General features: G+C 53.8%; 21 protein-coding genes. 7 read left to right on the top strand and 14 right to left on the bottom strand.

Annotation, left to right across the window (positions count from 1 at the left end; genetic code table 11):
• Positions 1 to 70: 70 nt before the first annotated feature.
• Both AC3ISI_RS18195 and AC3ISI_RS18190 read right to left on the bottom strand, forming a co-directional pair.
• Positions 71 to 1,249 (bottom strand): trans-sulfuration enzyme family protein, encoded by a 1,179-nt coding sequence (locus AC3ISI_RS18195; RefSeq protein WP_489333186.1) that lies wholly within the window; start codon positions 1,247 to 1,249, stop codon positions 71 to 73.
• Positions 1,250 to 1,271: 22 nt separating this feature from the next.
• On the bottom strand, positions 1,272 to 2,312 hold the full coding sequence (locus AC3ISI_RS18190) for a PLP-dependent cysteine synthase family protein (protein WP_109787611.1): 1,041 nt from the start codon (positions 2,310 to 2,312) through the stop codon (positions 1,272 to 1,274).
• Positions 2,313 to 2,529: 217 nt separating this feature from the next.
• Here AC3ISI_RS18190 and AC3ISI_RS18185 point away from each other — a divergent pair, with 217 nt between their 5' ends.
• Both AC3ISI_RS18185 and AC3ISI_RS18180 read left to right on the top strand, forming a co-directional pair.
• Positions 2,530 to 2,988: an Lrp/AsnC family transcriptional regulator gene (locus AC3ISI_RS18185; protein WP_109787612.1), complete on the top strand. Its 459-nt coding sequence runs from the start codon at positions 2,530 to 2,532 to the stop codon at positions 2,986 to 2,988.
• 427 nt (positions 2,989 to 3,415) lie between these two features.
• Entirely contained in the window at positions 3,416 to 4,699 is a 1,284-nt protein-coding gene (locus tag AC3ISI_RS18180) for a cystathionine gamma-synthase family protein (RefSeq protein ID WP_489333185.1), read from the top strand.
• A 433-nt stretch (positions 4,700 to 5,132) separates the two neighbouring features.
• Here the strand turns inward: AC3ISI_RS18180 and AC3ISI_RS18175 are convergent, their stop codons facing one another.
• The gene (locus tag AC3ISI_RS18175; RefSeq protein WP_109787614.1) at positions 5,133 to 5,939 is read right to left on the bottom strand and encodes a helix-turn-helix transcriptional regulator; all 807 of its coding nucleotides are present in this window, start codon (positions 5,937 to 5,939) and stop codon (positions 5,133 to 5,135) included.
• 96 nt (positions 5,940 to 6,035) lie between these two features.
• Here AC3ISI_RS18175 and AC3ISI_RS18170 point away from each other — a divergent pair, with 96 nt between their 5' ends.
• On the top strand, positions 6,036 to 6,992 hold the full coding sequence (locus tag AC3ISI_RS18170; protein WP_109787615.1) for a threonine dehydratase: 957 nt from the start codon (positions 6,036 to 6,038) through the stop codon (positions 6,990 to 6,992).
• A 633-nt stretch (positions 6,993 to 7,625) separates the two neighbouring features.
• Here the strand turns inward: AC3ISI_RS18170 and radC are convergent.
• From radC to AC3ISI_RS18145, 5 genes are all read right to left on the bottom strand, one after another.
• Entirely contained in the window at positions 7,626 to 8,123 is a 498-nt protein-coding gene (gene radC / locus AC3ISI_RS18165; protein WP_489333184.1) for a RadC family protein, read from the bottom strand.
• A gap of 52 nt (positions 8,124 to 8,175) precedes the next feature.
• Positions 8,176 to 9,096 carry a recombination directionality factor gene (locus tag AC3ISI_RS18160; RefSeq protein ID WP_489333183.1) on the bottom strand — a complete coding sequence of 307 codons (921 nt, stop codon included), beginning with the start codon at positions 9,094 to 9,096 and terminating at the stop codon, positions 8,176 to 8,178.
• A gap of 78 nt (positions 9,097 to 9,174) precedes the next feature.
• On the bottom strand, positions 9,175 to 10,179 hold the full coding sequence (locus AC3ISI_RS18155; protein WP_489333182.1) for a YqaJ viral recombinase family nuclease: 1,005 nt from the start codon (positions 10,177 to 10,179) through the stop codon (positions 9,175 to 9,177).
• Positions 10,180 to 10,258: 79 nt separating this feature from the next.
• Entirely contained in the window at positions 10,259 to 11,227 is a 969-nt protein-coding gene (locus AC3ISI_RS18150) for a DUF932 domain-containing protein (protein ID WP_489333181.1), read from the bottom strand.
• Positions 11,228 to 11,298: 71 nt separating this feature from the next.
• A complete protein-coding gene (locus tag AC3ISI_RS18145; protein WP_489337749.1) occupies positions 11,299 to 11,628 on the bottom strand; it encodes a hypothetical protein in 330 nt (109 codons plus the stop codon).
• Between the two features lie 514 nt (positions 11,629 to 12,142).
• Between AC3ISI_RS18145 and AC3ISI_RS18140 the strand changes: the two genes are divergently transcribed.
• From AC3ISI_RS18140 to AC3ISI_RS18130, 3 genes are all read left to right on the top strand, one after another.
• A complete protein-coding gene (locus AC3ISI_RS18140; RefSeq protein ID WP_489333180.1) occupies positions 12,143 to 12,430 on the top strand; it encodes a helix-turn-helix transcriptional regulator in 288 nt (95 codons plus the stop codon).
• Positions 12,431 to 12,439: 9 nt separating this feature from the next.
• Positions 12,440 to 13,945, top strand: a complete 1,506-nt coding sequence (locus tag AC3ISI_RS18135; protein ID WP_489333179.1) for a YfjI family protein — start codon at positions 12,440 to 12,442, stop codon at positions 13,943 to 13,945.
• A gap of 350 nt (positions 13,946 to 14,295) precedes the next feature.
• Entirely contained in the window at positions 14,296 to 15,357 is a 1,062-nt protein-coding gene (locus AC3ISI_RS18130) for a YagK/YfjJ domain-containing protein (RefSeq protein WP_489333178.1), read from the top strand.
• An 85-nt stretch (positions 15,358 to 15,442) separates the two neighbouring features.
• Here the strand turns inward: AC3ISI_RS18130 and AC3ISI_RS18125 are convergent, their stop codons facing one another.
• From AC3ISI_RS18125 to AC3ISI_RS18100, 6 genes are all read right to left on the bottom strand, one after another.
• Positions 15,443 to 16,480: a hypothetical protein gene (locus tag AC3ISI_RS18125; RefSeq protein WP_489333177.1), complete on the bottom strand. Its 1,038-nt coding sequence runs from the start codon at positions 16,478 to 16,480 to the stop codon at positions 15,443 to 15,445.
• Positions 16,481 to 16,553: 73 nt separating this feature from the next.
• Complete coding sequence (locus AC3ISI_RS18120) at positions 16,554 to 17,963, bottom strand: tyrosine-type recombinase/integrase (protein ID WP_489333176.1); 1,410 nt, start codon at positions 17,961 to 17,963, stop codon at positions 16,554 to 16,556.
• A 300-nt stretch (positions 17,964 to 18,263) separates the two neighbouring features.
• The gene (locus AC3ISI_RS18115) at positions 18,264 to 19,376 is read right to left on the bottom strand and encodes a phage integrase Arm DNA-binding domain-containing protein (RefSeq protein WP_489337748.1); all 1,113 of its coding nucleotides are present in this window, start codon (positions 19,374 to 19,376) and stop codon (positions 18,264 to 18,266) included.
• The gene (locus tag AC3ISI_RS18110; RefSeq protein ID WP_489333175.1) at positions 19,376 to 19,588 is read right to left on the bottom strand and encodes a hypothetical protein; all 213 of its coding nucleotides are present in this window, start codon (positions 19,586 to 19,588) and stop codon (positions 19,376 to 19,378) included. Before AC3ISI_RS18110 ends, AC3ISI_RS18115 begins: the two co-directional genes overlap by 1 nt.
• Before the next feature lie 36 nt (positions 19,589 to 19,624).
• Complete coding sequence (locus tag AC3ISI_RS18105) at positions 19,625 to 19,861, bottom strand: hypothetical protein (protein WP_489333174.1); 237 nt, start codon at positions 19,859 to 19,861, stop codon at positions 19,625 to 19,627.
• Positions 19,862 to 20,054: 193 nt separating this feature from the next.
• On the bottom strand, positions 20,055 to 20,843 hold the full coding sequence (locus AC3ISI_RS18100; RefSeq protein WP_489333173.1) for a hypothetical protein: 789 nt from the start codon (positions 20,841 to 20,843) through the stop codon (positions 20,055 to 20,057).
• A 49-nt stretch (positions 20,844 to 20,892) separates the two neighbouring features.
• Between AC3ISI_RS18100 and AC3ISI_RS18095 the strand changes: the two genes are divergently transcribed.
• The gene (locus AC3ISI_RS18095; RefSeq protein ID WP_489333172.1) at positions 20,893 to 21,303 is read left to right on the top strand and encodes a hypothetical protein; all 411 of its coding nucleotides are present in this window, start codon (positions 20,893 to 20,895) and stop codon (positions 21,301 to 21,303) included.

Here is a 21,303-nt window from a genome sequence, read left to right as displayed (position 1 = left end):
ACGCCAGTTTTCATGAATCGTCGGTGCAGGGGACTTCGAAAGCCTCTTGTGGTTGGAGTGGGAATTTCTGTTATTCAACGTTGGTCATGGGTAGCCGCACAAAGCCGGCATTCAAGTCGGCGATTAGATCGTCGACATGTTCCAGGCCGATGGAGAGTCGGATCAGGTTCTCGCTGATGCCCAGGCTGATTTTCTGTTCATGGCTCAACGAGTTGTGCGACATGCTGTAGGAGTGGTTGATCATGCTCTCCACCCCGCCCAGGGAATCGGCCAGCACAAAGATCGACAGCTGCTCAATGAACGGTGCCATCGCCTTGCGGTCGGCCTTGAGTTTCAGTGAAACCACCGCGCCACCAGAACGCATTTGGCGTTTGCACAGTTCGTGCTGCGGATGGCTTTCCAGCCCCGGGTAATACACGGCCTCGACCTGCGGGTGCTGGCTGAGAAAGCGGGCGATCGTTAGCGCATTGCTGCACTGGCGCTCCATGCGTACGTCGAGGGTCTTGAGCCCACGCAGGGCGAGGTAGCAGTCGAACGGCCCCTGGACTGCTCCAATGGCCATACTGATGCCGCGCAGGCGGGTGAACAGTTGCTCATCGGCGGCCACCACGACACCCCCGATCAGATCGGAGTGCCCACCAATGTATTTACTCGCCGAGTGCATCACCAGGTCGACGCCGTACTCGACTGGACGCTGGTTCCAGGGTGAGCAGAAGGTGTTGTCGACGCAGGTCAGGATGCCGTGTGCACCGGCAAACTCTGTCACACACGGGATGTCCACCAGTTGCAGCAGAGGGTTGGTCGGTGTCTCGATCCAGATCAGCCGGGTATTGTCGCGGCGGCTAGCGGCCAGTGCCTCAAGGTCATTGAGGTCGACGTAAGTGGTGGTGAGCCCGGACGTCTTGCTTCGGTAGTCTTCCATCAGGCGGAAGGTGCCTCCATAGACGCCCGCCATCACGATTACATGGGAGTCCTTGGGCAGTAGCTCAAGCACGGTGGCGGTAGCAGCCAGACCCGAAGCGCAGGCCACGGCACCGAACCCGTGTTCCAACTGCGCAATGCAGCTCTCATAAGAATGTCGGGTTGGGTTGCCTACTCGCCCGTAAGCGTAGTCTGGGTTGTCGTCGAGGCTGCGCTTGATGAACGAACTGGAGGTGACGATCGCCGGGAAGATTGTGTTGTCGGCATAGGTCGACTGTTCGCCAGCGTGAATCACTTGGGTCGAAAAGTTGCTCTTGTTCTGGTTCATAGTCAGTCGTGACTCACGTGTATTAAAGGTAGCAATCGAGTTGTTTCGCATAGGGTGTGATGTCGCCGATGTGGCGAGCGACCCAGTCGCGGTCGTAATAGGTGTCCAGATAGCGTTCGCCGCCATCGCACATCAGGGTCACGATTGAACCCTGCAGGCCTTGCTCCTGCATCCTCGATGCGACTTTCAGTGCGCCCCACATGTTGGTACCGGTGGACCCTCCTGCCTTCCTGCCGAGCACCCTTTCCAGCCAATAAAGGGTGGCGATGCTGGCTGCGTCAGGGATTTTGAGCATGTCGTCGATCACTTCTGGCAGGAAGGACGGCTCGACCTGGGGACGACCGATGCCTTCGATACGACTGCCTTGGCTGCCGGTAAGACTTGAGTCGCCTGTTCGATAGCTGTCATAGAAAACCGAGTTCTCGGGGTCCACCACGATCAGTTGAGTGTCATGACCCTTGTAGCGGATGTAACGGCCGATGGTGGCGGTGGTGCCACCAGTCCCTGCGCTCATGACAACCGCGCGGGGAATGGGGTGCGCCTCGCCGGTCATCTGCTGGAAGATGCTGTCGGCAATATTGTTGTTGCCGCGCCAATCCGTTGCCCGCTCGGCGTAGGTAAACTGATCCATGTAGTGCCCGTCGCTTTCGCGCGCCAGGCGCTGCGCCTGGGCATAGACCTCTGACGAATGATCAACGAAGTAACAGTGCCCGCCGAGCAGTTCGACCTGCTCTATTTTTTTGCTCGCGGTGTTGCGCGGCATGACGGCGGTGAAACGCAGGCCAAGCATTTTGGCAAAGTAGGCTTCGGACACAGCGGTGCTGCCCGAGGATGCCTCGACCACATGGGTGCCTTCTCGGATCTTGCCACTGCAAATGGCATGTAGAAAAAGCGAGCGCGCCAGCCGATGTTTGAGACTGCCCGTTGGATGTGTGCTCTCGTCCTTGACGTAAATGTCGATGCCCTTCAACCCTGGAATTTCCAGCTTGTGGATGTGGGTATCGGCGGAGCGCAGCAGATCGCAGGAGATACGACTGATGGCTGTATGGATCCAATCGTTCACAGAGTTTCCCTCGCCCCGACAGGCGTCAACGGCATAAGGACCATCGCCTGAGGCGTGGCGAGTGTGGCGATGATCTTCTTCATTTTTGAGTGGCTCCAAGCGCGGTTTTATGGTGTAAATCCTACTGCCGCCCACTCGAAATTTAATTTCCATTTCTTCAGTTCTTAGGCTATTTTTTAGAAAAATATTCTACGAACTCAAAGATAAGAAGAAAAAAATGGATAGCTTTGATCGCCATATCCTCTCCCTCCTGCAACGCGATGCCGACATGCCTATCAAAGATCTGGCTGAAGCCGTCAACCTTTCAACGACCCCCTGCTGGAAACGGATCAAGAAACTCGAGAAAGAGGGCTATATCAGGGCCAAAGTAGCCCTGCTGGACCCCGTCCTGCTGGGTCTTGGGTTATCGGTGCTGGTGCAGGTCAAGACGCAGCGTCATGACAAGGTCTGGCTGGATACATTCGCCAAGACGGTGTCGCAGTTCGAAGAAGTGATGGCGTTCTATCGGATGTCGGGGGACTGGGACTATATGTTGCGCGTTGTGGTCAGTGACATTGCCGCCTATGACACGTTCTACAAGAAGCTGATCACGAGCATCGACGGGCTTTCCAACATCACATCAAGCTTCGCCATGGAGCAGATCAAGTACACGACGGCGCTGCCTTTGCCTCGATAATCTGCTCTACGTGGCAGATGCATCAGCCACAAAGCGATCTCTGGTAGGATTGCAATGTACCCGTTACAGGCCCGTGCCCTGCCCCCCATTCTGCTGCTACCGCTCAGGGAACGGGTCGATTACCGAAAGCGATACACCTTCCAAAACAACGTTCTATTGTTGGACGGCCATCGCCCAGAGGAATTCTAAGTACCTTCAGATCGCCACTCCAACCAAATACGCTTTCGCATATAGGGATTTAACGAAATCGACCGTTTTGGAGAATGATATTTCCCATTTCACGAAAAACCTGACAAAAATTGAAAAATTCATACTCCCCTTTCTGAATACACTCTTTCCATTACAAACAGGCTCAGAAACGATGCCGGCGAGGTTGGTACGTTTATGAGCGATGAGTCTTGATAGCAAACGCAGAAAGGGGTGGCTTATGTCTTATTCCAACTATCACAAAAAAACTATCGGAAGCCATGCGTTGCACCCTGAGACACTGATGATGTCTTATGGTTACGATCCGTTCCTCTCGGAAGGCGCAGTCAAACCACCGGTTTTCCTGACCTCCACCTTTGCATTTCGCTCGGCCGAGGAAGGTGCAGAATTCTTCGATGTCGTGTCAGGTCGTAAACCGATTCCGCAGGACTCATCAGCCGGCCTGGTCTACAGCCGTTTCAATCATCCCAACCTCGAAATCGTCGAAGATCGCCTCGCGCTGCTGGATGGCTCAGAAGCCGCCGCAATTACATCCAGTGGAATGTCCGCCATCAGTGCTGTTTTGTTTGCGTTCCTGCGCCCAGGGGATCAACTGATACAATCGGCGCCGCTGTACGGTGGTACTGAGACTCTGATTAGCAAGATTCTCTCGGTTTGGGGCATCGGTTCTCATGGTTTTGACGACGGCCTGTCCATGCAATCCATTGCAAATGCACTGGAAACTGCTGCCTGCAAGGGGCCAGTAAGAATTTGCTATATCGAGACTCCGGCTAACCCGACCAACTCACTGATCGACCTGGAAGGGTTGCGCAAGGAAATAGACGCTTTCGAAACGCGCCATAGCTACCGGCCAATCATTGTCTGCGATAACACCCTGCTCGGGCCTATCTTCCAGAAGCCAATTAAACACGGTGTTGACCTATGCGTATATTCGCTGACCAAGTATGTGGGTGGACACAGTGACCTTGTTGCCGGAGGCATCACGGGCACCAAAGAGCTGATCAGCAAAATACGCAGCGTTCGCAGCTCGTTCGGTTCGCAACTCGATCCACATTCCTCATGGATGATCTCCCGCTCGATGGAAACGCTCGTCCTGCGCATGAAAGAGGCCGCAAGAACCGGCACCGTGATCGCTCGCTGGTTGGCCAGCAACCCCCACCAGAAAGTCGTCGTTCTGCATCCAGAGCTTATTGAGGATGGCAGCTATCAGGAGGTCTACCGCCGGCAATGCACGGGCCCTGGCTCAACCTTCTCGTTCGTACTGGACGGCGGTCGCGAACGGGCCTTCCGCTTTATCAACGCCCTGCATCTTTTCAAGTCGGCTGTCAGTCTCGGAGGCACTGAGTCCCTGGTTTGTCATCCAGCTTCGACCACACAATCGGGTGTGCCGCAGGCTCTGCGCAGTAAAGCAGGGGTGTCCGAGGGGTTGATCCGGATCTCGATTGGCCTCGAGCACGAGGAAGACCTGATCGCTGATCTGGATAATGCTCTGCGTCATTGCTGAGCATCTGAGGAAAACAATGAGAAGCTGAAAAAATAGGCTGACGGGGGACTGAGTCTGAACAGCAAATGGTAGATATCAATCCCCCGAAATACTGGGTTCGCTGGAGGTGTTTGATACGTCGACCTGTCCACCAGCACGAGACATAGTACTGCTGACTGTGGTCGGCTTGCTGGTGACAGTGGTCATACCTTCGGAATATGCCCGTTGACCCTGCGGGCGTGGGCCGCACAATGCGTCTCACCCAGATGGGAGAGTTGAAGATCATCCTTGCCCAAGAGGCCTTGGCGGATGCAGCTCCGCCGCGAGCAATAGCTCCAGCTCCAGCTCCGCAGATTGCGCAAATCCAACCCGCTGTACAACCTGCAACTCAGCCAGTCCGAAAGTCTACTAAGCACTAAAAACAGATCAAATACCCGCTCCAACAGAACCTCAACTATCTACGCAGCTGTGCCGGACTTACTCCAAGGCGTTGCCTGAACGTGGTCGCCATATGCGCCTGGGAGTTAAAGCCGCAGGTGTGGGCGATCTCCGCCAGTCTGGCTGTCGAGTCGCGCATCAGTGCACGGGCCTTGGCAAGGCGTCGGTCGATCAGGTAACTGTGCGGACTTTTGCCCGTTGCGTTCTTGAAGGCTCGAATGAAATAGCCTTCGGATAATCCCAGTAACCCCGCCATCGCCTGTATTCCCAACTGGCCGTCGAGGCCTGCATCGATGAACTCGTCGAGTAGACGCATCCGGCTACCGGTTATCGAACCTTGAGGGGGCGCCGACCATGTTTCGTTGTCCTGCGCCTGTTCAGCCAATGCGAGTGCCCAGACCTCCCAATCGTCCTCCACAGAGGCTTGTAACAGCGCGGCGCGCATGCGCAGCGCCAGGGTAATGGCCTGTGGATCAATGCGATTGTTGAATGCACGGTCTCCTGCCAATGCAACACCGTCGGTGCGCATGACCCGCAGGTATTCACCGCCCTTGGGGGATTCGGACAACACGTCACAACCTGCGGGGACGAATGCCAAACCATTGGGCGTGGCGTCGAAGGGATACACTCGGTCGCTGCCGATGGCGTGCAGGCCTCGCTGGCTATCGAAAGCAAAGCCGATCGTAGCCTGGGTTGCTACATATCGGGCCGCGTAAGCAGCGCCGGGTAGCAACTCGATCAACCATGGTCCGGCCTCGGCACGACGGACCGGTTCAGGAAGGAGCGGGGGCAGGAGGCGGTTTCGATGGCTCATGAACACCATAGTAATAAAGAGGGCACGCAAAAGTCAGGTCAGTTTTCTGAAAGCCGGCGTGAGGCGCCCGTGCCTAGACTGGGCAAAATCCACGGGAGACAACTCATGTACAGACTGACCCGCGACGATATCGAACAAGCGGCTTGCCATGTTTATCAGGTAATGCCTGCGACTCCCCAGTACGCCTGGCCTCTGCTGGCCGAGCGGTTGGGTTGCACTGTGTGGGTCAAACACGAAAACCATACACCTACCGGTGCTTTTAAAGTGCGTGGGGGCATTACCTTCATGCACTGGCTCAAACGCGCGCACCCGGACGCCAAGGGTATTGTCGCCGCTACCCGCGGCAACCACGGTCAGAGCCTGGCGCTGGCAGCGGGCGCGCTGGGTTTGAGAGCGATGATTGTAGTGCCGGAAGGTAATTCGGTAGAAAAGAACAATGCCATGCGCGGCTTAGGCGGCGAAGTGGTCGAGCGTGGGCGCGATTTTGATGAAGCCCGTGAAGAGGCCGCGCGCCTGGCGCAAGTGCATGGCCTCTATTTGGTTCCGCCGTTCCATGCCGAGTTGGTCAAAGGCGTGGCCACTTATGCGCTGGAACTGTTCAAGGCCGCGCCGAATCTGGATACCGTCTACGTACCGATTGGCTGTGGATCCGGGATTTGTGGGGTGATCGCCGCCCGCGATGCGTTGGGTCTGAAAACCCAAGTGGTGGGCGTGGTGTCCAGTGAGGCAGCGGCAGCCAAGTTGTCGTTTGAAGCGGGAGAAATCCTTGAAACCGCTACGGCGAATACCTTCGCTGACGGCTTGGCCGTGCGTAAACCGATTCCCGACGCCTTTGCCATCTACGGGACGGCTGCCGCACGCATCATATCCGTCAGCGAGGAGCAGATTGCCGAGGCCATGCGTGTGTATTACACCGACACCCACAACCTCGCGGAAGGGGCCGGTGCGGCGGCCTTGGCAGCGCTGATGCAGGAACGTGAAACGATGCTGGGAAGAAGGGTTGGGGTGATTCTATCCGGCGGGAATGTAGATCAATCGGTGTATGCAAGAGTGATTGAGTAAAAAGACCACGCCAGGGAGGGGCCGTTGATTCGAGAGGACAAGTAGTAATCGACCGATATTAATCTACTTCCATTGTCCTTTCCTGCGCACCTGAACATAGAACACTAGTCAATTCATCCCCCCCCAGCAGCACGCTGTATATCCATCGCGCGTAGTAATTTGATGAAGTAAACGACTGCTACTTGCCCGGTTGCTGCCCGTCGCGAGAGGCAGAAAACGACCGATTCTGTTGAAAAAGTCGGCCAGTGTTGGCGCCGACGCCGAACTGACCCAGTTACCGAGATCTATCTGACCCAGTCTGATTCCTCGCGATCCATCGCCTTTGCTGGATTTGTGCCGATTTGGAGGAGGGGCTGTCTTGCGTCAGCATATGGGTCAATTCGGCGTCAGCGACAACATTTCAGTGCTCTAAACAGCGACTCCGGGTAGGGATTATCGTTGCTGACTCGCAGGATGCCCAGTTCGTAAATTTTCCTCAAAGTGGTAGGCGCCGGCGTGGACGCAGGCACTCAGGCTGAAATAGCCACGTATAGGCTGCTGATCGATGGCTAAAAAAATAAGTGATGGGGATTGTGCCGATGACCGCCCTAGCATCAACCAAGGGCAGTCTATTCGACGATGTGAGCCTAGGCGTTACAGGTAACCTTGTTCGGCCAACGACACGCAACCTTCATGGCCCACCACTACATGATCCAATATTCGGGTGCCGATCATGTTGAGGGCGTTCTTGAGGGTGGTGGTCAGTATGCGATCGGCTTGGCTGGGCTCTGGGTCGCCGGAGGGATCGTTGTGAACCAGAATCACTGCCGCGGCGTTGTGATCCAGGGCGATTTTGACCACCTCCCGCGGGTACACGCTGGCACCATCCAGCGTGCCTCTGAACAGCTCTCGGAAACCAATCACCCGGTGCTTGGTATCAAGCAGCAATAACGCAAAGACTTCATGCTCGTGGTACTGCAGCAGTGTTTGCAGGTGGCTGAAGACCTGCTTGGGCTCAGTCAATGCCTGGCCTTTAGACAGACGACTCATCGCCAGTTGTTGCGCCATCTGCAGGATGTCGGCCTCGGTAACCGGTGATTCCATGAAGTAGGTACCGGTGGTTTCACCGGCTATGAGCTTGTGATATTTCATGCGGGTAGTCCTGTACGAATGAGGGAGAACGCTGGGGAGTTTGAGAAGGGCGTTACTGAGCCGAGGGCCTGCTGTTATGCCTCGTGGCTTGCGACTCCAACTTTTGGGCAAGTGAAGGTTTGGCAGGCGCTGCCGGTTGGGCTTGGGGCTCTATAGGGTTGGACTGATCTTCAGCTGCGGGGAAGAACTCCTCGACGATGGCGCCGTTGTCCTCCTCACTGTCTTCAAAGGCCCCGTTGTTAAAGCCCTGCCGGGCGGCGTAGTCCAAGGCGCTCTGGTCAAAGCCCGCGGCTTGACGGGTTTCCTCCCGTTGCTTGGCCTCCAGCAAGGCATCTTCCAGGCGCAACCCAGTGCGCACCGTGATGTCCACGTAGAAAATCGGTGTACCGTGGCTCTGCCGAGTGGACTTTCCACGCAGACGTAGCTCCAGTGGCAGGCAGGCCAGGCGGTTGCCGGAGATGGCCTGGAAATACTGCAGGCGTGCCGCCAGGGTGCGGATGCTGTTGAACCCGGTGGTGCGGAAGACAAAACTGCCTAGCGGATCATCGTCACCAATCACCACGTTCAGCCGGCCGTAAGGCTTGCAGGCATTGCCTTGGGCCAGTGAGCAGCCATCCGGTGAAGGGCAGGGCAACGACTGGATGCCGTCCTTGGTCAAACGCTTGCAGGTCTCACCATTGCCGACGCACACCGGCCGGCCGGTGTTACGGTCGAACAGACTGTAGTCAGCCCGAAAGTTGAGGTCCGGCTCGTTGAACAGCAAACGGATCGGAATGCTGCGCAGTTTGCCATCCTGGCCATTACGCAGTTCCTCATTGATCGGGTGCAGCAGCCAGCCGTCGCGGCTTTGTACCTGCGAGGTGATGGTGAATTGATCGTCTTTCTCCGGCAGACGTTTGCCGTTTTTCTCGACGACCTTGCCGATGGAAATACGCCCGAGTACAGGAGGGGTGATCGCTAAACCTTTGAGCATGGCGGTTATCCTTGATCTGGAAATAAAAAAGCCACCAGGACGTGAGCGGTCCAGGCGGCTTGGGTGACGAGGAATGGCTCAGCTGATCAAAAAGCGACGACTGCCTGTTTTGATCTTGGGGTAGCGGGCCTGCAGGTAGGGTTTATCCTTGAGCATCTGTTCGACATCGAGCACGGTGCTGTCCTTGGACTTCTTCCAGCTGATATAGCCCTCGGTAAATTCGACACGAGTGGCTGCGCCCATGGCCTGCTGCAGGACTTGCTTGAGCTGCGCCTCGCGCGTCTCTTGCTGAGCAATGCTCTGGCGAACAGCCTTGAGCTCCAGGTAGGTGATGGCCAGCTCCGTGTGCTGGCTGAAATCCAGCGTCTGACCGTTGTCCTCGGGGTAGAGGCAGCGTAGTGCGGCTTCCGCTGACTCCGTACCATCGGCCGGTGGTGGGGTATCACTGACCACGTAATCCCAGAACAGCCGCTCCAGGTCGATCAGCCGAGCAATCATCGACTCGTCGCGTTCGATGCGATGGATCTCCAGGTGCTGGCCACCGAGCAGCACCGCCACATCTGCAGCCTGCTTGCCGGTCACGGCGAGCTGGTGCATGACTTGCAATTGCACATACTCGGGCACACCCTCCTTCCAGAGGCGTGCCCCGTTTATGCCGGCAGTCTTGCATTCAAGGATCTGTACGGCGTCGGCGCCGATGACCTCTCGATCGATGTTGGCCAGCATCCATGGCAGTTTAGGATCTGAATGCTGCAGCACGGCATTGATACGTCGTACCCGGTTGCCGCTGCGCTTGCTGTAATGCCAGGCGACGATGGGCTCCAGTACATTGCCCCAGTAGGCTGGACTCTCTTCATCCTGCGGATCGAGCTTGGGCAGTGAGGTATCACGGCCGGTTTTCTCCAGCCACAGCTCCAACGGGGATTTGTAGGGGTTAAGACCTACAGCCGCGGCGGCATCCGAACTGCCGATGCCTTGTTTACGCACTGCCAGCCAGGCCTCGAGCGGCAGTTGTTTGGTGCCTACCAGGCGCAGCGCCGGGCGGGGTTTGCGACTGGGTTGTTGCAGAGTTTGCGTGCCCATGATGTTTTCCTATGCGACAAAAAACGCCTGGCCAGCAGAAGCTGACCAGGCGCTTTAATAGTTGAGTAAGTGAGTGGGGCTAGGCGGCGAGTTGCAGTGCAGCCTGCAGGGCGCGTTGCTTGATCACAGCACCTTGGCCAAACCAGGCCGAGTCCATGCGGTACTCAGTACTCCTGGCGCGTCGCTCGTGATCGACATACTCCGTCACCGCGTTGAGCAAGCCCCACGCCGTTCCGCGAGACGACTCCAGCGTGGCACCACGGCCTTGGCCTTCGTACAGCCCTTGCACCTTGCGCAGGGCTCGCTCATTCGGCAGCACTTCCGGCAGTTTGCTATGGGGTGCTACGTCACACAGCACATTCATGAAGAAGCCCATCGCCTCATGCCACTGCACCTTGCGCTCCGCCAGTGCGCGCATGCGGTACATAAACTCGTCCCATTGCGAGACAGCGATGCCCAGTTGTTTCTTCACGGCCTGCGGATCGAAGCGGGTGTTGTGCGGCGCCTTGATCGCGCGGGTGGTGCCATCCAGGGCAATGGTCAGCGTGTTGTTGCAGACCACGCGAACCGTGGTGGGGGTGGCGGTAGTCGCCAGGGTGCCGTCGCAGGAGGTGGCCAGCAGCAGATAACCGTTCACCTGATCATTACCCTTTAGCGCGGTTGTCTGCCCAGTCCTGGCCAGAGCCCAGAACTTGCGACCACCTTTGAGTACTCCAGCGGTTTCCAGCTCGTAGCCCGAGACCTCAGTCAAATCCCGGTAGAACTCCAACACCTCGCGGGGTTGCACGATCTGGTAGCGGTTGGATACCACCGACAGTGGGGCCTTGCTGTCCGAACGATATAGCACCTTCTGTTCCGGAAAGGAGTGAATCGAACCCAGAGAGCCGATGCTCTCGGATTTGAAATGCACTGGACTGTCCTGGATCTGCCAGTCCATACCGGCTTCGCGCTGCCAGACTTCGAGCGGTTGTTTGGGGGTAAGGCGACTGCCCAGACCATGCCAGGGAGTCGGGCCGACGTAAGCCATTTGTTCAACGAGATGAGCCATGGGAATGATTCCTGACAAAAAATTGATAAAGGGCGGCGTTTCTACGAAAAACGCCGCCGGTTCACAAAGACTTAACGCCTGACGCTGAAGCAATGACCGCACTCCACGCATTGGTAGTTGTCCAGAATCTTGTCATCAATCTGTTCGCCAATCGTTGCGCCGGCGAGACCACCGGCGACGCCGCCAAACAACCCGCCGAGAAGGGCGCCGGCAATACTGCCCACCGCGACACCGACGGGGCCGCCGATTATGCCCAGCGCCGCGCCGGCTTCCGCTCCTGACAGGGCTCCGGCCGCGCCACTGGCCGCACCGCCGGCGGCACCAATCAAACCACCTGTTTGCTTACCGATATTTTTCGTGATGACTCGTTCAGATTTGCAGCGAGGGCAAGGGGTAGACATACGCATATTCTCTCCAGTGAGTGAGCGGGTCGAGCAAAATGCCGGCACGCCAAATCCCCTACCGCAGTCATACGGTGGGGCGTTCACAGGAGTGATATAGGTTTGATTTTTTTTTGAATATGATTTGAAAGTTTATGAAGCTATTGGTTATTCGATAATGATGTTTTTTTGGGCTTTAGTTGGTTCCGCTTCGTAAGTTCAGGGCTGGCACGGTAAGAATTTACTGCTATTTCTGCTACGTGTAGCAGAAATAGCAGCTGCTTGACGATCATCCGTCACAGTTTTCGCTCTGAGCTTCGCTCTTGGTCCTGGCAGCAGGGTGGCGTTGCGCCCCCTCGTCATGCTTCGCCCATCATTCACTAGGTACTGCCAAAGGGCCCGGCGTAACAGGGTGTGGACTGGGTTTCGGCCTGCAGTCTGGAGCCCTAACGTTAGTCAACGTTACGCTAACGCAGTTTGGTTTTTTCGGCTTGTTTCCTAGGATGAGCGCCAGTCAATCCTAAGGAGTTACATAATGTCCATTCAAGTTTCCCCAGTCCTGGTTATGCTTCGCTTGAAGCAGGTGATTGAGCGTACAGGGCTGTCCCGTTCCACCATTTACGGAAAACTTGATTCAAAATCGACACAGCACGATCCAAGCTTTCCCAAGCAAGTTTCTCTTGGTAATGGGGCGGTGCGTTGGGTTGATGCGGAAGTAAACGCATGGCTTGAACATTGCGTGAATTCGTCTCGCCCAAATAGCCCTAACTTGTTTGTGAAAGTTGGCTGCAAGGTGGGTAAGCATAATGTGTCAGTAGTATAGGGTAGCCTGATGAATTCCTATAACAACTCCGACCATTCATTTGTAGAGCCCGCTCAATATCAGCAACTGCCGCTGCGGGGACTGCCGTTTCCGCTTTACATGCCGTTGCCCCTACTGCAAGCGGCGGTCAATGAGGCTCAGAACAATATTAAGGCCCCTCAACCGCTCATTTTTACGGGAGCGCTGACAGCGATGGCTGTCGTGTTGCAGGGGCTGATTGATGTCTGTAAACCCACTGGTCAGGTAGTACCAACATCATTGATGTTGCTGGCTATCGCGAATTCGGGGGAGCGTAAATCGACTGTGGAAAATATCTTTCTGGGCCCGGTTCGCGACTTCCAACAACAGCAAGCCCTGATTTACCAGAGCCAAGAACAGGAGTGGCAGGTCCACAACACTATTTGGGAGGGGGGCCGCAAGGCGATTTTGAAAGGCATAACCAAAAAGGCTGGCCAGGAGCCTCCTACCCAAGACGAAATACAGCAGTTATTGGCACACCAGAAGAGTCAGCCGATCAAGCCTAAAGAATTCAAGCTCCTGTATGAGGACTCAACGTCTGAAGCCCTATTTCTAGGGTTGAACCAAAATCTGCCAACGGCAGGGCTGACATCCAGTGAAGGTGGTGGGGTATTAGGCGGGCGGGCATTTAACGATCTGTCAAAGATGAATGCCATCTGGAGTGGCGACTCCATCACCGTCGACCGTAAGACCGTCAAAAGCTTTGAACTGATCGGAGCTCGCCTGACGGTCTCGATCATGGCGCAAGAGAGTGCGGTCAGAGACTACATGACGCGTCGTGGTGAAAAGTCCCGTGGCTCGGGGTTGTGGGCGCGGTTCTTGGTCTGTCATCCGCTGTCGACACAGGGGTATCGTTCGCCCCTCAATGGAACGCAGTCGTGGGAGCATTGTGATCATTTTGTCAAACGTCTGACCGAACTGCTTCAGCAGAACACAGCTTTGCTGAAAGAGTCCGGACAAAAAAAACAGGTAATGAAGTTTACCTCCGAAGCCGCTACTCGCTGGCATTGGATTGCTAATGCCATTGAGATAGAAATTCAGCCAGGCGGGCGGTTTGAACACGCGGGTGATCACGCGTCAAAGCTGGCTGATAACATCGCCAGAGTGGCTGCCTTGTTTCATTGCTTCGAAAAGTTTGACGGAGATATCGCGTTGAGTACGCTAAATATCGCTATTGATTTTTGTTTTTCATATTCGGATGAGTTTCTCAAGCTATTCGTGCCTCCTGCACAAGAGTGCCTTGATGCATTTGAATTGGATGATTGGTTGAACCGCTTTCGGAATCCTAATGATCGTTATATTCTTAAAAACAAAATTCGCCAACGTTGTCCGAATAAACTACGAGTAAAGAATCGCTTAGATTGTGCTTTGGAGGTTCTTTGCAATAACGGGAAGGTTTCATTGGGGCATATGGGGCGCTCTGCTTGTGTGGATGTGATGCCATGGCTCCAACATCATCAACCGATGCCGCAAATGAAACCGTTCCATACAGTTTAGTTTGTCAGTTTGGCTACTAACTTATTTGTGGTGTTGCTGGTTGTTTGGTTTGGTTTTGTGGTACTTTCTGGTGTTATTGTTTGATTTTTAGGTTGGTTAATTATGGAGTGTTATTTAATTATAGAATTATAGAGAAATTACAATTGATTGGAGGTATAAGTATTTAAGGGTTGTTGGATTTATTATAAGAATCTATAGAAGTGGTTGTGAAGGTAGTGGTCGTTTTAGGCTTGATAGTGCTAACTATTGTCAGGGCCTTCTTAGCTTGTTTGTGTTGGTTGATCGCTCGGAGGTGTTGGGTTGTAACGGTGTGAATTTTATTTCAGTGGATAGCGGTTGAGGTTGGGGTGATGTATTTGGACGACTTGGACGATTACTCTCTAGATTCATTTGGAGAACTTGAGTACGAAGTATTGACGGCGGAGGAGGGGTTGCTCGAACAATTGAAGCAGATTGAGCCAGTGGTGATGCAGGTTCTGAGTAGTGGAGAGCAACTGTATTCCGTTGTTGTAAATAAACGCGGAGGTCTTGCATTTCAGGCAACACCCTTGGGTAAACAGTTGTTGGTAGCGTTAAAGAACGGAGCAAGTGAGTTTTCTTGTTATTTTCCTCTGTATGACCTGAACCCTTATGTGGCGCTATTTTTTGAGTGTGCTGAAAGACTAGGCAGTAGTCTGTTTTTGATTTCATCTACAGTCACGATTCTACCTTCTGAGGTTCCTGCGGTGGTGGCAGCCTTGAACGGTGTGGTCGATGAGATGAGGAAGGAAACTGCCGGGAGTAAATTCAAAAAAATCATAAAAAAGTTTGTTCGCGCTAAAAATAAACGCACTAGAAGCCTTGAGCAGTATATTGAGGCTTTGTTTGCAAAGCATTCTAGGATGGTTGTTATACGTCTGGATCTTTCATATGAGACTGGTTTTTTTAGGGATCGTAATGATTTGCTGAAGTACCTGGGCCAGGTGAAGGGCGACTGGTCCGTGCTGCAGCGAGATTTGCACAAAGGTATACCAATAGAGGGAATTCTGGGGTTTGCTTGTAAGTTGGAGTATGGGCATCTTAAGGGGTTTCACTTTCATCTGTTGGCTTTTTATAATGGCGCGCAATATCGTCAAGATGTGGTTTTAGCCAAGTTGATTGGGGAGTATTGGTCGAAGGATATAACGAAAGGCAAGGGGCGATATTTCAATTGCAATAATAAAAAAGAATCATATCGGTTCCCAGGGATAGGGGTGATCAGCCGATTTGATACGGAACTTATTTCAAATTTGAAAACTATGGTTGCGGCGTACCTGGTGAAGACTGATTATTGGTTGAGGTTTGCTTCGGAGTGTGGAAGGTCGTTCTTTAGAGGGAATATGCCAAAACTTGAAGGTGCTAAGCGGGGACGGCCGAGGGGAGTAGTTAAGTAGGGGGAGAGCATTCGTTTATATTGAATGCTCGTCTTGAGGTAGTCATTCTTTAAATTTCAAATCCTTTCTCAAAGGAGTGAGGCTTTTATTTGTACTTGTCAGGGCGAACTATTGTTGCTGTCGCAACAGAAAGTTTTACTGAGAATTTCGACTTTTCGATTAAATTATCTGTAATGGTTTTCCTCTTGGGGAATGTTTTGTGTCTGCCTGTTTGCATCTCCTGCCAGAATTCTTTGGCTTTTTCGTTGATTAGTATTAAGGCTGTGGACGCGTAGCTATTGTATTCACTCCTTAATGATTCGCTGACCTTTTCCTTTGGTGGCGAGTGCGTGTAAAGGTTGTCGGGCAATATCGCATTCGCAGCTTGTTCTAAGAGGTCTTTCCCTCCATCTACCCACTGCCGGGCAAACCAGTTTATTATTTCATTGCACAGTTGTGTTTTATCAATGTTGTTCGACTCACCTGAGAAGAAGTAGGTGGACGCTTCGTTAAGTTGTGCCAGCATTGTTGATGTCCATTCCTCGGTCTTAAACTTTCCGTAGGCCGGTCGCTTATTGCTCAGATCTTCCCTAATTGCCTTGAGATCTTTGGTGGTGATGAATAAGTCATTGAATGTAAAGGTGATTGTCTTTTCTTGTGTCGGTTTGCTGGGTGGTAATAGTGGAATTGATTTTTCTTTATGAAAGGAGTCAAATGTTCCATTGACTGCGGCTGCTGTTTTTGGGTGGCGATCTGTATAAGTGGCTGAGTTGAGAATTTTTATCTCAAAGCCATTTTCTATTGTTGCAATAGAGTTGAATTCTTTTTGTTGAATATGCCCCATTGGAATGAGTGATTCGTAATCGGATGGCTCCAAGCACAAAAAATCTATATTCGAAGTGACTAGGAAAGTGCGCTCGGCGCGGCCAAAATCGAAAATTAATGCTAATTCGCCCCGCAGTCTAGCTAGGCGCTTTCTTTCGCGGCATCTAAGATAAATTTCAGTATTTTCAGGAGTTTTAATTAAAAAAAATGATTTGAGTTTTGATGCAATATCAACAATGGTTTTGGGTGTGATGCCTAACTGAAAGGCTACCTCCATGGCGGAGTGAATTTTACGATCGTTATCGTCAATACTTCTCATTCTTAAGGTCGGCTCTTTAAATTATTCATGCTGCGTCTTGTTAGGTGTCTACTTCCTCAGTGTACAGATGGGGTCACCCAATCGGCCATTTTGTTTCTGGCTTAATCAGGCAGCGTACTGCTGCAGTGGTTTTGCAGGAGTCAATGCTAGTTAGTGTTTCTAAGCGTTCGCCGAGTAATTGCCATGCTGCAGCCATTTCGTCAGCATAGCTGTGACGCTGATAAGTACGTTTTACTTTGTTTTCCTCTGTGTGGTTGAGACAGCGTTCAGCCACTTCAGGAAGCACGCCCAATGCTGTCATGACTGTGGCGCCCGTGCGTCTTAAGTCGTGTGGTGTCCATTTTCCACCGGGTAGCAATAGTGCCTGCGATTTGGCGCTGCGGCGACTCATGGTGCCTTGATCAGGTTGGCGCTGCCTATCCCCTAACTGCTTGGTCGCTGTCTTGGAGCAGACTGGGCCGCTGTCGTCGGTGTTGGGATAGCACCAGGCAGAGTTGCCGTTATACGCTCGAACGTACTCGAACTGCCTGACGGCGAACGGTGACAGAGTAACGCTATGGGGTTTGCCGTTCTTGCTGTTCTCGGCAGGAATCAGCCAAGAACCCTTGATCAAGTTTAGATGCTCCCAACGTGCGCCAAGCAACTCACCAATACGGCAGCAGGTGGAAAGAGCAATCCAGATAGCGGCCTCGGTGGAAGGAAGCAATCCGGCTGCGGGGGCTAACTTAGCTAAGGTGCGGATTTCTTCATCACTCAACACTCGGTCGCGCTCAACATCCTTGCCGCCGATCTTGGCCTTGCGGATGCTGGCGGTAGGGTCGTATTCAATCAAGTCTCGATCCACCGCAAAGCGGAACATTTGGCGCATCAGCGAAAAGGCAATTTTTGCCGCACGATTGACTCCACGAGCTAGCATGGTGTCGGTCACTGCTGTGATGTGGCCTTTTTTAATGTCTGCTACAGCCAAACCTCCTAATAGCGGTAGGACGTCTTTCTCAAACATGCGACGTACCTCTGCCCCCCTATCCTTGCGGTTGATTAGGTCAACCTTGGCCCAATGCTCGAATAGCTCGGTGACGCTTTTTCTCGCAGCCTGACGAGCTTGTTCTGCTTCTATAGCGAGTTTTTCTGAGGCCAGGCGGGCAAGTTCGGCATCGCGTGCTGCAATGCGGGAAGCTTCCTCGGCCGTCAAATGCTCCCGGATATCGCGAATACCAGCTTTATGCAGACCAGCGAGTTCTTTGGCTCGCTGACCTGCCTCGGCGAGCGTCATGGTGCCTTCCAGCCCATCGCGGCTGTAGGTACCAATGGGGTAGGTGACGCGGTCACCGCTGCTGTTTGAGTAGCGAAAGTAGAACAGTCGCTCACCGCTGGGCGTGATGCGTGCTACCAAACTGCCATGTCCCCAGATGGCAACCTCGCTCAGCCATTTATCATTGTTGCCCGGCTTGGCCGTCATCTGCCTGTCGGTGATCTTCGCCATTGTCTGCCCGCTTTTCCCGTTGCCAATTCGTTGCCAATTGAGATTGGCTTTGACGGAATTCTATCGGATGTGATCGGACTGTAAAATAGCTAGAGGCTAGTAAAGTAAAGGGTTGTGAGGTTTTCGTTAGATTTGTAAGGATTGCTTTGGATTGGTAATCACCTTTATGGGGTGCTAGGGGTAGAGTGTTCGAATCACTCCGTCCCGACCATATTTACTGAGTAAAATCAGACACTTAAGCCGATCAGATAGATCGGCTTTTTTGTGTCTGCGCAAAACCCGCGCAAAACTGGCGCAAAACTACCCGTTGATTTCGCTGATGTTCAGGTCTGGAATCGCCTCGGACCAGACGATTTCCTCGTGGTCCCGCTGGTAGTTTTTGGTCATGCCCTCGCTCGCATGCCCGGCAATTTTCTGCCCATCTTTTCCGGCTTTTTTGTACAAGTGGAGCGACAGCGCCCGCACTTCATGAAAGCCCGGCATCTCCTCTTCCTTCCATCCCTTGTAGCATTCCGCCGCCTCCCGGGCGTCCTTGAATGATCGAGTCAAATACCTCTCTTCAACCTTCGTCCAGTGGTCCTTGGTCTGCGCCTGCTTCTGTTTCAGGCGCTCCGGTTTACGGTGCACCAGGTACGGCGAGACGACATCGTCACGGCACCGGCTGATGACTGCCTGCAACTCGGGCGTCACTCGAAAGCGAATCCATGCCGCGTCACTGGCTTTGGCGGTTTTCTTCTGAACCACGTAGAGGTGACCTTCCCGAACACCATCGAACCGCATGTCCAGGATGTCTGTCCGGCGCTGAGCGGTGATCAGGGCCAAGTCGATTGCGTTCTGTAGCCAAGCTGGAGACTTCTCCCGGATGGCTTTCAGTCCCTCGATGGTGTGGCGCTTGCGCAGTTTCTTCTCGATTCGATTGATCGTGCTCGCGGCGGGGTTGTCTGGGCACAGGCCCTTGGCCGCCGCGTGGTTGAAGATGTCAGTCAGAAGTGCGCGGCACTGGTTTGCGGTGCGCGGAGTAAGTGCATCCAACATCTCTGCAACCATGCGGATCGATATCTGGTCGACAGCCTTGCCATCGAACTGCTTGCGGAAGCGCCGGAAGTGCACCGCGTACAGGCTGAGCGTTCCCTTGGCCAGCTCGCGCGGAGGTAGAACGTCGCGCTCGTAAGTGTCGAGAAAACCGGCAAATGAATCCGAAGCTGTGTTCATCACAGCACCAACCAGGTCGGCGCCGCGCATGAACTCCAGGTTCAACTGTTTCGCGGCGTCGATTGCTTTGATGCGGTCGGTCCCGAACTGAAACCACTTGCCGTCGGTTGGCCGGCGGTAGCGATAGGTCGAGCGCCGCGCATCGAAGTACAGATTCTGCGGAAGGCTTTTGTTCGCAGTATTGCGCGGCCGTGGTGCCATCATGCAGCTCCTTTCAATACCATCGCCACCAGGTCGTTACCGGATGAGCGATTGAATGCGGTCCAGTCAACGTACCAGAGTTTCCCTATCTGCTCGCCGGGCACCACACCATTGCGGATGTGGTTGCGGATCGCTTGAGGGCACTGCGGTGTTCCATTTTCGCCCCAGCGCCGGCGCTGGAACTCACTGATCTTGATCAGCTCTCGTTTCATTGGGTGCTCCATGCCGCGTGTGGCGGCAGAAGGTGGTTATTCAGGAAGGAGTTCTTCGAGGCGAAGCTTTCCGTCACCCAGATAGGGCAGGCACTTCCCGTCCCAGCCATGAGGCAGCTCGGTGATCGCCTTGATTTCCGTGACTTCGGAGTGCTCAGCCGGGATTTCGTATTTGGCTTCGCTCCATGCGTCGTTTGTTTTCTCGGTGGCGTCGATGAGGTTTTCAGCCTCGATCACCAGCTCGATTTCATAGGTGACCCGATAAATCGGCATGCAGAATTCCTCCCCGCCGTTCACCGGCAGGCTTGTAGTTGGATTGTGAAATCAGATGAGGGGTGTCAGGCGAGTGGTGAGGGTGAACTAAGGTTTAGCTGCTCGCCTCGCCAGTTGCGTTACACCTCCCCCCCGAGATGACTGGCGAGGCGAGTCCTTGGGGCAGTTATAGGCTCGCTGGGGCAAACGCTTTTCATGCCATCTCCGTGATTGGCTGCCGAAATACGGGAAGGGCGCCGGCTTGCTCTCGCACAGCCTTCATACCCTCTTCGTCGTAACCCCAGATGTTGCTGTCGTTGAACCGCTCAGGCCCGAGATAGCCAGGGTGCATCGGCTCACCAGTGCATATGTAGTCCCGGAATGCTTTGACCACATCCTTCAACGTGCCGCCATGGGTGAAACCACGCCACCGACCACCCCAGACCGTTTCATGGGTGAAGACACGCTTGCCGCTGTAGTCGTCGATGAACCAGACCTTGCCGCGCTGATCGACCTCCATGCTGGCATAACGGTTTGCTGTCTGGTTGAAGAAGAAGCGGCGGCCGTGGTCGGCGATGATTCGAATGGCTTGGTTGACCTGCTCGCACCGCTTGCGCTTCATCCACATGCTGTTTTCTGAGTAGCGAGAGCCTCGATATTCAGGCTTCGGCTCGTAATCAGTAGGTCGAATAACGCACGCCAGGAGCTGCGCCCAGGTGCTGGCATCGTTCGGCAGGCACAGACCGAATTCCCTGGTGTCGTACTCGACCTCGCGAGAAAGCCGTTCCACCAGATCGAAAGGCACCGCAACGTTTGAGCAGCCGCTGTTGTAGTAGCCGAGATGCTCGAGCACGCGAGCTTCTTCGTAGATACCGGCGCTGGCCAGCTTCCAGCAATAACCCTTGTCGTCAGGCCGCCACAGGGTGATCGCTTTATGGCGGCGGTGAGTGTGCTTGGGGCTCAGCACAATGAAAGTGCCGGCTTGTTTTTTTTCTCTAGGCATGGGGATACCTCGACGCTATATTTACGTCTTTTTAGTCAGGAGGACTGGAATGAACGTTGAAAAAAATCCACAAAATGAAGCGCTTAAATCGCAATACAGGCGTATGGCAAGTAAATATCTTTATGCCTGCTATGCCTTACTTTTTATCGGAGTCATCGCTGTTCTTACTTCACCACTAGATTTCAAGCCATCTTTTGAAACCCCGGAGGTCTGGTTCCAGCGCAGCGGTGCCTTAATGACGGTATTCGCGCTTTTGGCAGCGTTGTTGAAAGACATGGGGACTCAAACGCTCCACAAACCTGGTTACTTTGGTGATGCTCTGAAACTGGAGGTGTTAGCGGAGTTAGAGCAGCGGTTTGAATGGGTGTTTTGGTTCGCATTTCTCTTTACGGTACTCGGTACCCTGGTGTGGGGTTACGGCGACACCTACTACAAATTCGTTATCCTTCATCAACGATGA

This window comes from Pseudomonas sp. GL_139_B (genome assembly GCF_057834475.1).
Note: the sequence above shows the minus strand (reverse complement) of the source record. Positions and strands in the feature narration are given on the sequence as shown.